The sequence below is a fragment of the Fibrobacterota bacterium genome (genome assembly GCA_019509785.1).
Taxonomy (GTDB): Bacteria; Fibrobacterota; Fibrobacteria; order UBA11236; family UBA11236; genus Chersky-265.
The window spans coordinates 1-12,919 of sequence record JAEKLQ010000092.1 but is presented as its reverse complement, the minus strand read 5'-3'; the positions used below and the strand labels follow the sequence as shown (position 1 = coordinate 12,919).

11 protein-coding genes are annotated in these 12,919 nt (G+C 58.8%); 6 read left to right on the top strand and 5 right to left on the bottom strand.

Annotation, left to right across the window (positions count from 1 at the left end; genetic code table 11):
- Window positions 1–251 (bottom strand): hypothetical protein (locus JF616_22640; GenBank protein MBW8890561.1); only part of this gene is annotated, 251 nt, incomplete at its 3' end.
- Between the two features lie 203 nt (window positions 252–454).
- On the opposite strand from JF616_22640, the gene ychF reads away from it, so the two are divergent.
- A complete protein-coding gene (ychF, locus tag JF616_22635) occupies window positions 455–1,558 on the top strand; it encodes a redox-regulated ATPase YchF (protein MBW8890560.1) in 1,104 nt (367 codons plus the stop codon).
- An 11-nt stretch (window positions 1,559–1,569) separates the two neighbouring features.
- Window positions 1,570–2,235 (top strand): bifunctional nuclease family protein, encoded by a 666-nt coding sequence (locus tag JF616_22630; GenBank protein ID MBW8890559.1) that lies wholly within the window; start codon window positions 1,570–1,572, stop codon window positions 2,233–2,235.
- A gap of 49 nt (window positions 2,236–2,284) precedes the next feature.
- Here the strand turns inward: JF616_22630 and JF616_22625 are convergent, their stop codons facing one another.
- From JF616_22625 to nth, 3 genes are all read right to left on the bottom strand, one after another.
- The gene (locus JF616_22625) at window positions 2,285–3,097 is read right to left on the bottom strand and encodes a hypothetical protein (GenBank protein ID MBW8890558.1); all 813 of its coding nucleotides are present in this window, start codon (window positions 3,095–3,097) and stop codon (window positions 2,285–2,287) included.
- Entirely contained in the window at window positions 3,094–7,170 is a 4,077-nt protein-coding gene (locus JF616_22620; GenBank protein ID MBW8890557.1) for a T9SS type A sorting domain-containing protein, read from the bottom strand. The genes JF616_22625 and JF616_22620 overlap by 4 nt, the downstream gene beginning before the upstream one ends.
- A 119-nt stretch (window positions 7,171–7,289) precedes the next feature.
- The gene (nth, locus tag JF616_22615) at window positions 7,290–7,973 is read right to left on the bottom strand and encodes an endonuclease III (GenBank protein MBW8890556.1); all 684 of its coding nucleotides are present in this window, start codon (window positions 7,971–7,973) and stop codon (window positions 7,290–7,292) included.
- A 68-nt stretch (window positions 7,974–8,041) separates the two neighbouring features.
- Between nth and rfaD the strand changes: the two genes are divergently transcribed.
- From rfaD to JF616_22595, 4 genes are all read left to right on the top strand, one after another.
- Window positions 8,042–9,028 (top strand): ADP-glyceromanno-heptose 6-epimerase, encoded by a 987-nt coding sequence (gene rfaD / locus JF616_22610; GenBank protein MBW8890555.1) that lies wholly within the window; start codon window positions 8,042–8,044, stop codon window positions 9,026–9,028.
- Window positions 9,029–9,130: 102 nt separating this feature from the next.
- Entirely contained in the window at window positions 9,131–10,102 is a 972-nt protein-coding gene (locus tag JF616_22605; protein ID MBW8890554.1) for a hypothetical protein, read from the top strand.
- Entirely contained in the window at window positions 10,092–10,412 is a 321-nt protein-coding gene (locus JF616_22600; protein ID MBW8890553.1) for a Smr/MutS family protein, read from the top strand. The genes JF616_22605 and JF616_22600 overlap by 11 nt, the downstream gene beginning before the upstream one ends.
- Before the next feature lie 52 nt (window positions 10,413–10,464).
- A complete protein-coding gene (locus JF616_22595; protein MBW8890552.1) occupies window positions 10,465–11,841 on the top strand; it encodes a nucleotide sugar dehydrogenase in 1,377 nt (458 codons plus the stop codon).
- A 64-nt stretch (window positions 11,842–11,905) separates the two neighbouring features.
- On the opposite strand, the gene JF616_22590 is transcribed toward JF616_22595, so the two are convergent.
- Complete coding sequence (locus tag JF616_22590; GenBank protein MBW8890551.1) at window positions 11,906–12,652, bottom strand: hypothetical protein; 747 nt, start codon at window positions 12,650–12,652, stop codon at window positions 11,906–11,908.
- Window positions 12,653–12,919 lie beyond the last annotated feature (267 nt).

Here is a 12,919-nt window from a genome sequence, read left to right as displayed (position 1 = left end):
ATGGCCAGGATGCTGCGCTGGGAATGGCGGAGGGTGTGGTAGTCGCCGTGATAAACGACGTCGCTGGCGAGCGCCCGGCGCACCAGCTCGGACTTGTTGGAAATGCCCTGGTACTCTTTCAGATACCGATGGTATTCGCGGCCATAGCGCGCGACTAATCGATTCGAGCCCAGGCTTCGCTTCACCAAAGCCAAGTTGCGCTCATAATTCCCGCGTTGGATACGCAGTAGTTGGGCCCGAAGATTAGCCACAGGACCCTTCCGCGAGCCTGGGGTAGACTCGCTTAAGTCCATGATTTTCTTCGTGTTGGAACCTTGCAACTCCCACTCCATACATTATCCCATTTTCCGCCGACTCGGAAAATAAATTCCCCCCTGGCTGTCCGGAGAAAATCGTACTTTTGACGTTTCCCGGGCAAGAAAAGCCCGGTTCCAGCCAAAGGAATTAATTCGCTATGGGTTTCAAATGCGGCATTGTCGGCCTGCCAAACGTCGGGAAATCGACCATTTTCAACGCGCTCACTAGCGCCGGGGCTGAGGCCGCCAACTTCCCTTTCTGCACCAAAGAACCCAATGTGGGAATGGTAGGGATTCCGGACATACGGCTCAAGGAGCTCGCAAAGGTCTATAAACCCAAGCGCGAGCTGCCGGCGGTCATGCAATTCGTCGACATCGCCGGCTTGGTAAAGGGGGCCTCCCAGGGCGAAGGCTTGGGCAACCAATTCTTGGCGCATATCCGCGAGACGGACGCTATCATGCACGTGGTCCGCTGCTTCGAGGACATCGACATCACCCATGTGGACGGCAGCGTGGACCCGGTGCGGGACGCCGACGTCGTGAATACCGAGTTGGCCCTCCGCGACATGGACATGGTAGACAAGAAGCTTTCCAAGGATAAGAAGCTGGCGGCGCTGGCTACGGCCGAAGCCAAAGAGGCCCGGGTGCGCGTGGCGGTTTTCGAGAAGCTCAAGGTGTGCCTGGACGCCGGCAATCCCGCCCGCACGGCCGGCCTGACGAAGGAAGAGATGCTCCTGGTCAAGGACCTGGGCCTTCTGACCTTGAAGCCGATGTTCTATTGCGCCAACGTGCTCGAGACGGAAATCCACACCGGCAACGATCACGTCAAGAAGATCAGCGCGTATGCCGCCGAGCATCATTGCGAAGTGCTGACGTTCAGCGGCAAGATCGAAAGCGAAATCGCGGAGCTGAACGAAGAGGAAAAGGCCTCCTTCCTGGAGGAGATGGGCCTCAAGGAAAGCGGTCTCGCCATGGTCATCCGCAAGGGCTTTTCCATGTTGGGCCTGCAGACCTACTTCACCGCCGGCGAACAGGAGGTCCGGGCCTGGACCATACATAAGGGCTGGACCGCCCCCCAGGCCGCCGGGGTCATCCATAGCGATTTCGAGCGCGGCTTCATCAGCGCCGAGACCCTCGGCTACGCCGACTTCACCAAATACGGGACCTGGCAGGCCGCCAAGGAAAAGGGCCTTGTCCGCAAGGAGGGCAAGGAATACGTGGTGAAGGACGGGGACATCATGCATTTTCTCTTTAATGTCTGAGGTGGTGCGCCATGGCCGATGAGATGGAGGACGATGATCTGCCCGAAAGCGAAGGCGAGTTCGAATTCGACGAAGAGGATTTCCTCGAAGCGAAAATCGAGAACGTCTCCGTCAGCAACCTGGGGTTCATCGTCTTCCTCAAGGTTCCGGGCGACGCCCGCGTCCTCCCTATCTTCATCGGCGCCAACGAGGCCCAATCCATAGCCATCGCCTACAACAACCAGACCCCGCCCCGCCCTCTGACCCATGACCTCATGAAGAACGTACTGGGGATGTTGGACGTGGAAGTGGTCAAGGTTCAGGTGACGCACCTGACCGAGAACACCTTTTTCGGCCGTATCCATTTGCGCAAGGAAGGCATCGAGGACATGGACGTGGACGCCCGTCCTTCGGACGCCATTGCCTTGGCCCTGCGCTATCGCGTGCCCATCTTCGTTCACAAGGACGTATACGAGGCCGCGGCCATCCTGGTGAAGGAAGGCGGCGAGAGCGAGGGCGAGGCGCCAGCGGAACCCCTGGCGCCGGCCGGAACGCGCGCCAAGGAATCGCCGGAGGAAACGCAGATGGGCAAGGTGGAGCGCCTTAAGGATCAGTTGAAACGGGCCCTCGCCGCCGAGCAATACGAAGAGGCTGCGCGGCTGCGCGACGAGTTGAAGCGGTTCGAATCGGGAAACTAAAAAGCCGATTGCGAAACAGGTTCGACCCGGAGGCCGGAAAAATCCGCTGCTATTGGGACGGAAGAGCGCTAAGGGGGTCGATTCCGGTCGAAGCGGGTTTATTATCCACGACCGGCTTCTTCGAAGGCTCTGGTTTCTTGTCGGGCATCAATAAGATCGCTCCCACGCCCACGACCGCCACGGCGGCCGCCCCGATTCCCGCCTTCTTCCAAGACCAATTGTTCTGATCTTTCTTCATCAAATCGGCCTTCTCGTTATCGCTCAGAGCCTCCGCGGGGCGGGCCGAGGTTTTACGGTCGATCGTGCCTTTGGCCAGGTCCAAGTCATTGATGGCATGCCAGGACGATTCCAGCGGGAACAGGCTGCCGTCGGGGAGGATGATGCCCGAACTGCCTTTGAACCAACTGTTCACGATCTTGACCTGGGAGGAGAAGGCCGTGATGGGCGTGGGCGCGCGCATGAATCCGGCATAGTCCATCGCGAGCCTGCCGCCTTCGGCTACTTCTATCCCGCCCCATAATTTTTGTCCCGGCTCCGCCCCGCTCCGGCTGCTGTCGAGGGAGCCGCTCAAGGTTACGTAAGAATTGCGCGTGCCCTTTAAGATCAGGGTCCCTTCCACCTTGATGACGCTGTTGATGGACGGGTGCGAAAAATAAAGCATGGTGCCGGGATACACCACCGTCGTCACGCCTTTGCGGACGAAGACGGTATCGCAATTAAGGGGAAACGGGAATTTGCCCACCTGGTCCTCGCGACCGATGGTGGTAGGGAGATTTTGGTAGAAGTCCTTGTTTTCCAGGCAGCCGGCCGCGAAGGCGGCGGAAGCGCAGATGGAATGCAGAAGCAGGGCGCGCAGGATCATGGAGTCACCAACATTCTTTTCTGGAGGCGTAGGACCCGGCCTCCCGTAACCACGGCGAGACGGTAGATATAGATGCCCGGCTTCCAAGCCGAAGCATCCACCTCGATCAATTGGCGGCCTACCTGGATCCCGTCCAGGCGCCGGAGGGCAAGGCGACGGCCTTGCAAGTCGAGGACCTCCAGGGTCGCGCGCCGATCCCGGGATTGCGTAGCCGGCCACTCGATCGCGATGCGGGTGATGCCGCGGGCGGGATTGGGGAAGTTCTGGGAAAGCGCGATGGCTGAAGGCGTGGAGGCCAGGAAGGCCTGGGTCTGTTCGCCTACGAAGGCGGGGTCGCCTGCCAAGAGGCGATAGTTATGGCTCCCTTGGCTGACCGGGACCTCTCCGGCGGAGGACTGATCGTAAATGGCGCCGGTGGACTGGTCGATTATGGCGAAGGCTGGGGATTGCCCGCTTTCGCCTAGGATAAAACGGACCGTGCCCTCGCGGCTGGAGCGGATTTCCACCGGTTCATCGACGCGAGCGAGATCGTCCACGGGCTTCAGGAAAAACCCGCCGTCCCCCCCGACGCGGAGTTCGAGAGGCGAGGAAGGCATGGGCAGGTAACGTACAGGGTACTCCCCCGCCCCGCGGACGAGGGCCATGCTGGAACCGCCCCAGGGCGATTCGACCCCGATGCGCAGGCGGCCGGATCCGGCGGCGATCTTGGCGTGGGCCACGGGCGCCGGAGGCGTCGTATCGCTCGGATCGATGGTTAAGGATTCGGCTTGGGCGGAATAGTAGGCGAAGCCGCGTAAGGGCGGAACCGCGAGAAGGGTGCTATCCCACCTGTATTTGCCGGCGACGTTGACGTCGTAAATAAGCTGCCACCACCGGACCGGATGGGGCTTCTGGGGCTTGATGCAATTCTTCCCCAGCGTTACGGGAAAGGGATTGCCGATCAGGTTCCATCCCTGTTTAGTGGCCAGGACTTCCGGCTTGAGCGATTTCCGCGGCGAAGAAGGCAGATGATTTACGGTCAAGGCGAGGGGATGGCTGGAAGCCAGCAGGATGGCGCGTGAGGCCCCCATGCGATAGGAATCGTATTGCTGGGTGGAATCGAACTTCGTCTCGCCGTTCTTGTCGAGATGAAGGCCAAGAACCATGGTGGTATCCCTGACCGTATCCGTGGCGGTTCGGGGTGAGCTATCGAGCAATGCCTTCAAGGTCGTATCCACCGCGGGTACGGCGATCAGGTGCCACTGGCCTTGGGCCAATGCGATTAGATCCGGATTGCCCTGTATTGCGTCATTCACGTTCCAGCCGAATTGGGCCGGGTATACCAAGGGCTGGGGAAGCGAGACCGTTGTCGTATCGGCGCCCACGTAATAGACGATCCGATAGGCATATGCGGTTTTCCCAACGATGGGGAGTTTCGTGGCAACCGTCGGATCCTGCTTCACGCACGGGGATTGGCTCATTTCCCCATTGATCCCGAGAGTGTGAACTTCAAGGCAATAGGCCACGACGGGATTGGTGGTGCCGGGAATCACGGGCGACAAGGAAAAGACCAGGGAATCCACTCGCGGGTCCAGATTGGTTTTGAAATAGGCATCCGGAGCCTTGAATCTTTCCAGCACCACGATATCCGTCGGCAAGGGTTGCTGGCTCGAATACCGGATCAATACGCGATCCGTATCACCGATAACATTGGCTACCGCGCTGATATTGACCCACTTTCCCGCGATCAAGGCCCATGTTTCAGCGGTATCGGAGGTCAATGGCTTGGTGATGTTCAAGGCGAGGTTATAATCGCGCGTTACGTTCAGGCCTATGCTCGCATCAAGGTTCCCACCGAGGAAGCGGGTGTTCTGAAAGACGGAATCCCGGTTGCTTCCCAGCTTTTGCGCAGCGGACTGGGAAAGATCCCGGTAGGCGAGCATTCCCGGAGTCGTGGAGTAAAGGCCGCCGACGGACACGCCGTTCACGATTCCGCTGAAGGGCGTGGCCGCCAGTACGTTATACTTCGCCCCGGCGAAAAAGACTTTTCCCGAATCGTCCGGGCCGATGGGGATCCTGAAATTCCCCAGGGAGTCCGCCGTCAACGGAAGCAGATCCGCATCAGCCTTGCCGGGGACTTGCGCGAAAGCCTGGGCTTCCGGCGCCGGGGACTTGAGGATGAGGAACAAGGAATCGTTCGCGCCGCGCCCGGTCCAGGCGAACTTATAGCCCTTGGTCGGGGAACCGAAGCGCCCGGGGTCCACCACCGAAGAATCGATATAAAGCTGGTAACCCGATGCGGACCCGGAAAGCAAGGTAGCCCCCGGGATGGTTTTCGTGGTCGCACCCGCATGTACCGACAATTTTTCGACGAGGTATGCAAAGAAGGAACTGTCATGGTTCTGATAGTTGAATGAGCCATATAGCAGCGAATCGCCCCAGATAACCCCTCCAGTAACGGGTATCAGGGTGTCCTTGGCCCTCCAATACCAGAACCAGGCGCCTTCGCTTTGCTTGGACCATGGGACGATCGTATTCAACTTGGAAGAGAAGGTGACCTGGCCGGGCGCGTTGGCGGAAGTCCCGAATCCGAAGACCCGCTTCAGGTAGCGTAAGCTATCCGGCATGTTCTCGTTCGCGGGAGTTTTCAGGATGGTCTCGCCCGCTTCGACGACCCGCAAAAAGCGGATATGCTCGAACTTCTCCGCGGTCGGCAGGAAGGGCTCCACGGCGAAGCCGCGCGGGGTATTCCCGGAATCGACCAAAGCGTAAACGCGCGCCTGAGGCGTCCGGTTCTGGAAAACGCTCGTGCCATTGTACCTTGACGTGCTCGCTTGGGGCAGGAACAGGTTCCCGGAAGATTGGTCCAGCAGGATGGGTTTTCCGAATTCGGCGATGGCATTGTCCCGGATGCTGTCCACTTGGAACGGGCCGAAGGAGAGCCTTCCGGGAAGGACCGCGAGGGGCCGATAGGCGGAATCCAGCAGGTCCGGCGCCGCGCCCATGTTCCAGCGGAACATGCGGGGGAAATCCGCGGACTTGAAGTTGACGCGGAGCGAATCCGCGCCGATGAGGGTATCAACGAAGGTCCTTCCCGGGAGAACGTTGTAGCGCCGCAAGGTGGAGTTGCCGGAAAGCAATCCCGTCAAGGGATCCTTGGCGTCCGTATACCAATCCCAGAGTTCACTGGATGCCTTTCCGTCATAAACGGAATCCATGGACGTGAGCCCGGCCTTGCCCTTGGTCCCGCTGGGCGCATCGAAACCTTTCCAGACCGAGTATATGCGATTGCCCTGGATGCTGGAGCGGGGATCGCTGAATCCCAAGGCATTCAGGACGTAGTAAGGATCCCCGCCCAAGGTATTCACGGTCCCATGAAACGCGATGAGATTCTGCGCGAAAGAATAGCTGGGGTCCACGCCGCCTACCGGGTTCCCGCTCAGCTTGAATTGCACCCGATTGGCCGTGTTCGAGAAGGCATCGAAGCGTTTGGAGATGGACGATCCATTGATCGTACCGGCGAAATTGAATAGGCAATTGGAGAGGGAAACGCTTCCCGTCGCGATTTGGATGCTCGCCGTGTTGGTCGTACTGCCGCGCGCCACGAACCAGCTGTTCCGGATGTCCACGCGGGAGGCGGTATCGCCCTGCCAGCTCAGGAAAAGGCCGTCCAGGGTGTCTGCATAGAGGGTACAGGAATCCAGGGTGAGATGATTGTTGGGCTGGTTCAGATCGAAGCCCGCGATCAGGACCGCCCTCGATTTGGTCAAGCGGAAGGCCAGGTTCTTCAGGATCAAGGTGCCGGTAAAACCTTTGGCATCGATGAAGGTGGAATCCACCTTGATTACGCCATCGGAATCGGAGGAAAAGCGATGCAGGAGGATGGTGTCCAGAGCGTTCGCGGCAGGGGTGATCTTCAGCTCGCCGGGATTGGCGTAATTGTCGATGCGAACGTTGAGGATCCTGTTGGATGAGGACAGGGAGCTCGACAATGTATTGAGATCATATCCCCCCGTGATGATCTTCTCGTCCGCGCGGGCGGAAACGCCTATCCAGCAAACTAGAGCGGCTAGAAGTGAGATGCGAAAAGGCAAAGGATGTCTCCCGGTGGATTCCCTGCTTAGGGCCATCCGAAAAATGGCTAAAATGCTGAAATCTTGCAATCTAACCAAGCGGTAGGATCGTTAAAAATAGAAACGGATGACCGTCGAATTCATCGGGCATGGACGGGGCAGGTCGGGATCTTCTTACGAACGCGGGACGCCTTCTTGACGAGGGCGGTCCCGAAACGTTCGCAAAGGGGGCACTTTGCCAGGTCATGGTTCCGGGCCGGGCAGTATTCCCTGCCGTAATAAATGATTTGCAAGTGGAGCTTGGTCCACTTCTCCTTCGGGAAGACCGCCTTCAGATCCGCTTCGGTCTTCTCCACCGTGCGACCGTCGGAAAGCCCCCAGCGCTGGGCCAGCCGGTGGATATGGGTGTCGACGGGGAAGGCCGGAACCCCGAATGCCTGGCACATGACCACGGAGGCGGTCTTATGCCCCACCCCGGGCAGCTCTTCCAGCTCTTCGAAGTTCCGTGGCAGTTCGCCCCCATGCTTCTCCAAAAGGATACGCGACAGGTTCCAGACATTGCGGCTCTTGGTGTTGGAGAGCCCCACCTTCTGGATCAGGGCGCGGATCTTTTCGGGACCGAGCTTCACCATGGCCTTCGGGTTATCCGCCAGGTCGAAAAGGGCGGGCGTGGCGGCGTTGACCGACTTATCGGTGGTGTGCGCCGAAAGCAATACCGCGATGCATAGGGTATATGGATTGGTATGGTAAAGCGGGATGGGCGGATTGGGGTATAAGCGGTCCAGGAACGCCATGATACCCTGCGCTTTTTCTTTCCTGGTCATCGTGCGCCGACTCCTTGCTTGTTGCGACCCCCGAAAATAAACATAATTGCCCTGTGGCAAAGCAACCCTTGATCATCGTGACGGGAGCGGCCGGATTCATCGGCAGCGCCCTGGCCTGGCGCTTGAATCAGGTCGGCCGCACCAACCTGCTTTTGGTGGACGAGCTTGATAAAAGCTCGAAGTGGAAGAACCTCGTGCCTTTGGCATACCAGGACTACGCGGACAAGCTCGATTTCCTGGAGACGTTACGGGCCGGAAGCCTGGACGACGTGGAGGTGGAAGCGGTCTTCCACATGGGAGCGTGCTCCTCGACCACCGAGACGGACGCGGGCTACCTGACCCGCAACAATTTCGAGTACAGCAAGGCGCTGGCCGAATGGTGCTTGGATCGGCCCCGGCCCATCCGCCTGGTTTATGCTTCTTCCGCGGCCACGTACGGCGACGGAAGCCAGGGATACCGCGACGATCATGTCTTGCTGGCTTCCCTGCGGCCGCTCAACCCCTACGGCCATTCCAAACACATGTTCGATTTGTGGAACCTGCGCCACGGGAACCTGGATCGCGTGGTGGGCCTGAAGTTCTTCAATGTCTTCGGGCCTAACGAATACCATAAGGGCGACATGATGAGCATGGTGGCGAAAGCCTATCTCCAGATCCGGGAGGGCGCCGCGGTGCGCCTTTTCAAATCCCATCGCCCGGATTACGGGGACGGCCTGCAACTGCGGGATTTCCTCTACGTGAAGGACGCCGTGGACGCGGCTTTGCATTTTCTGGATCCGGCCGCGCCGGGAGGGATCTACAACGTGGGAAGCGGGCAGGCGCGCACCTGGCTGGACCTGGCCCGAGCCTTGTTCCGGGAGTTGGGACAGGAGCCCAGGGTGGAATTCGTTCCCATGCCCGAATCCATCCGGGATACCTATCAATACCGGACCCAGGCCGGTATCGCCAAGCTTCGCGCCGCCGGGTACGCGGCGCCGATCCGGGGGCTGGAGGAAGCCGTCGCGGATTACGTCCCCTACCTCGACGCCGGTTTCCGCGTCCTCGGCTGGTCCTAAGCCCGCTCCGATCCGTATCTTTCGCGTTACCTCGGCGGCCTTTGCTATTTTGGGGACGTGACGTCCCTTTTCACAGCGTACTGGCGCTCGATCGGATTGCCCTTGTCGCGCGCCAAAGGCGCGCTGGTCGATCGGATCCCATTTTCCCTGGTGGAATTGACCGTATGGCTGGGCCTCGCATGCGGGGCTGTCTTGCTTATCGCCGCGGTCCTGGGACGTTGGCGCGCGCTGCGCGCGCATCGCGCCATCTTCGTCCCCTTGGCCTGCGGCCCGGTGATCCTGGCGTGCATGGCGATGGGCCAAGGCGCTTTCCCCATGAGCCTTGCCCCCACCGCTTGGCGTCGTCCCCTGGCCAGGCAGTTCCCGGCCCCGGCCCTTCCTTACGACCGGTTCCATCGCGACCTCGAGCGGCGCGAAGAGCGCTTGCTGCGCACGTTTTCCCCTGCATGGTACGAGTCCCTAAGCGAACGCGAGATCCTGGCGGGATGCAATCTGCGGCTCGACACCGTGCTGGCGCGATTGGACCTCCCCCCCGGAAGAAGCGTAGGGCGGATGAAACCGATGGGCCCGCTCACCACCCTTTTGGGATTGAGCTACGGCGGGCCCGCGTTCCACGATCCTTTTTACGGCGAGTTGGCTATGGTGCCTCCCGAAGCCCATCCCGCCCCGCGCTACTGGCGCCTGATCGGCATTTGCCACGAATCGGCCCATGCCAAGGGATTCACGCGCGAGATGGACGCGGAAATCCTGACCCAACTCGCCCTGCAAGGCTCCGGGGACGCGCGCTACCGCATGCTGGGCGACATCATGTGGCTCCGTAAATCCGGGGAGCGCGTGCATTATCCCGATTTCCTTAAGCGCGAGATGCGCGCGAGTTGGGACAGCCTGGACCGCGTCGAGAAACGGCAGCCTTGCGTACGCTTCCTGCGGTCGCTTACCCGTAAGCTGGGCTTCCAGAATTCGGGAGGGAAGTACGGAAGCCGCGAAGGCGCGGAAGCCTGGGACCCGCACCATGACTTCTTCGCCACCGTGGAGGCCTTGCTTCCCGACAGCGGGAGCGGCCATGAGCCGTAAGCCGGGCAAACGCAAGGACCCGCTCGACGGCAAGGGCCCGGCGAGGCTACTGATCGAGGTCGATGAAGAGCTCGACCTCCATGGGCTTTCCATCGCCGAAGCCATGGCTCAAGTGGAATTGGCCCTCGCGCGCTGGACCCCGTCTGGCGGCAGCCTGCGGGTGATCCACGGCCATAGCTCCGGCGCGTCCGACTCCATCAAAGGCGCCCTGCGCCGCAAGCTGGAAAGCGTCTGGAAAAGCCGGATCGCGGCCGTACGGCCCGAGCCGGGTAATCCGGGATCCACCTTGATTCGGGTCCGAAATCCTTGAAATTTCCGGCAGTCAATCGTATTTCTATGCACTTCTTCCCCGCGGAGACCTGATGAAGTTCGAGAAAAACATCCTGTGCATCGGCGCCGGCTACGTTGGCGGCCCCACCATGACCAAGATCGCCGAGAAGTGCCCGTCCTATAAGGTCACGGTGGTGGACATCAACAAAGAGCGGATCGATGCCTGGAACAGCCCGAACATCCCTATCTACGAGCCCGGCCTCGACGAGGTGGTGGTAAAGGCGCGCGGCCGCAACCTCTTCTTCTCGACCGAAACCGATCGGGGCATCCGCGAGGCGGATATCATCTTCGTATCGGTGAACACGCCGACGAAGACGTTCGGGCAAGGGGCGGGCAAGGCGGCGGACTTGCAATACTGGGAGAAGACCGCCCGCCAGATCCTGGCGAACTCCGACAGCAACAAGATCATCATCGAGAAGTCGACCCTGCCGGTACGCACCGCCGAGGCCATGGAGCGCATCCTCAACGCCAATAGCAAAGGGATTCATTTCGAAGTGCTGTCCAATCCCGAGTTCCTGGCGGAAGGCAGCGCCATGCAGGACCTGGAAAAACCGGATCGGGTTTTGATCGGTTCGCGCGAAACCCCGGAAGGGCTGAAGGCGCGCAAGGAAGTGGTGGACATCTACGCCCACTGGGTACCCCGCGCGAATATCCTCGAGTCCAACGTGTGGAGCGCGGAACTCTCCAAGCTCACCGCCAACGCCTTCCTGGCCCAGCGCATTTCGTCCATCAATTCCATCTCCGCCTTATGCGAACGCACCGAAGCCGACGTCGACGAAGTGGCCTACGCCATCGGCACCGACTCCCGCATCGGGCCGCGGTTCCTGAGGGCCAGCGTAGGTTTCGGCGGCTCCTGCTTCCAAAAGGATATCCTTAACCTGGTTTACATTTGCCACAGCTACGGCCTGCACGAGGTAGCCGATTACTGGGAGTCCGTGGTTAAGCTGAACCAGTGGCAGCAGAAGCGCTTCATCCAGAACATGCTAATGAACATGTTCAATACCGTGGCGGGCAAGCGCATCGCCCTGTTCGGCTTCGCCTTCAAGGCCAATACCGGGGACACCCGCGAGTCCCCTGCCCTGGCCATCACGCGCGGACTGCTGGAAGAGCGCGCCGAGGTCATCATAACCGATCCCAAGGCCATCCCGCATGCGAGGGAGGATCTAAAGGACGTGAAGTCCGGCGTGACCTTTGAAACGGATCCCTACAAGGCGGCGGAAGGCGCGCATGCCATCGCGATCATGACGGAGTGGAAGCAGTACCAGGATCTCGACTACGAGCGCATCCTGAAATCGATGCCTCAGCCCGCCTTCCTATTCGACGGGCGCAATATCCTGGATCACAGGAAGTTGTTCAAGCTGGGTTTCAACGTGTTCGCGATTGGCAAGTCGCCGCTGAAGCACTTCTGATCTCAGCGGCGCTCGGGGCCTGCATAATTAACTTCTCGTTGTAGCGAGGCCTCTTCGTATCCCTTTAAAGGTTATTTGGGACCTCATTTCTATAGATCTGAAATAAGGGCCATCTTTTTTTCAGCAAGTACCACGCGTCACGGAATCGGAACCTTTCACACCTGAGCAATTGGCTCCCGGTCTTGTCCTTTTTTTTATCCGGCCGAATTTCCGCAAACATGAGAACCACAAACGCGGTGGTTAGAATAAAGAGAAAGAGGGAGAAGATTCGGAAAAGTATGACTAGACCTAGATGATGAGAGGTCATTTTCACAGGCCAAATCAAAATATCTGGCGGAGACATATACAGCAGACAAAGTGTCAAAAAGGCGACAACCATAAATGGGACCGACGTGGCCCCAATCGAGAATATTCCCAAAAAGCCTTTGATCGCGGGATTCCCGGAACCTAGGCCTTCGTCGATAACATTCTCTTTTCCCGTTTGGAACGTCCCGATTCTCTGAAAGAGTTCCCAGTTCATCGGGCTTACTTTCTCATGGTAAAGCCAAATATAAGTGCCGATGGATTCTGTGATGGAAGTCAACTTTGCCCAAGTTAGCCAAAAGCTGCACGCCAATAAATTCGTAAGAAAGACAAGAATGAATCGGAAATCTTTGCATTCCGATTTGAACATCACTCCGAGGGCTCCCGCGAGTATTGTGGTCCCCCAGATGACCAGATTTTTTTGATAGTCCTCATTCGCCAGTATTTCGGCACGTAAAGCCCGATATTCTTCTACTCTCCAATTAAAATCCATTAATTCAAGATCCATGCTGTCAGATTCCTTCGCGAAGATTTAAAGAGCAAGCTGTTGAAATCGCAGGACGAAATGGCAGTAGGAAATATAAATGGAAACGTTACCGATCGAATATCGGAATTAAGAATGGGTCAACGACAGCGTCGAAGCGTAATGTTTAGATGGGCCGCCAAGGCGGGAAGAGGTAGGAATTGCTAATAATTGGGAACCAATTAATTTGATTGCCCGATTGTTCCCATAAAAACGGGAATTTCGGAAGCCTACATCACGACCAGTTCCGCA

What these genes read in the sequence shown, in the direction of transcription:
- nth (MBW8890556.1), bottom strand. Translation starts at nt 7,973, where the DNA reads ATGACCAGGAAAGAAAAAGCGCAGGGTATCATGGCGTTCCTGGACCGC.
- JF616_22590 (MBW8890551.1), bottom strand. Translation starts at nt 12,652, where the DNA reads ATGGATCTTGAATTAATGGATTTTAATTGGAGAGTAGAAGAATATCGG.
- JF616_22595 (MBW8890552.1), top strand. Translation starts at nt 10,465, where the DNA reads ATGAAGTTCGAGAAAAACATCCTGTGCATCGGCGCCGGCTACGTTGGC.
- JF616_22625 (MBW8890558.1), bottom strand. Translation starts at nt 3,097, where the DNA reads ATGATCCTGCGCGCCCTGCTTCTGCATTCCATCTGCGCTTCCGCCGCC.
- JF616_22630 (MBW8890559.1), top strand. Translation starts at nt 1,570, where the DNA reads ATGGCCGATGAGATGGAGGACGATGATCTGCCCGAAAGCGAAGGCGAG.
- JF616_22600 (MBW8890553.1), top strand. Translation starts at nt 10,092, where the DNA reads ATGAGCCGTAAGCCGGGCAAACGCAAGGACCCGCTCGACGGCAAGGGC.
- ychF (MBW8890560.1), top strand. Translation starts at nt 455, where the DNA reads ATGGGTTTCAAATGCGGCATTGTCGGCCTGCCAAACGTCGGGAAATCG.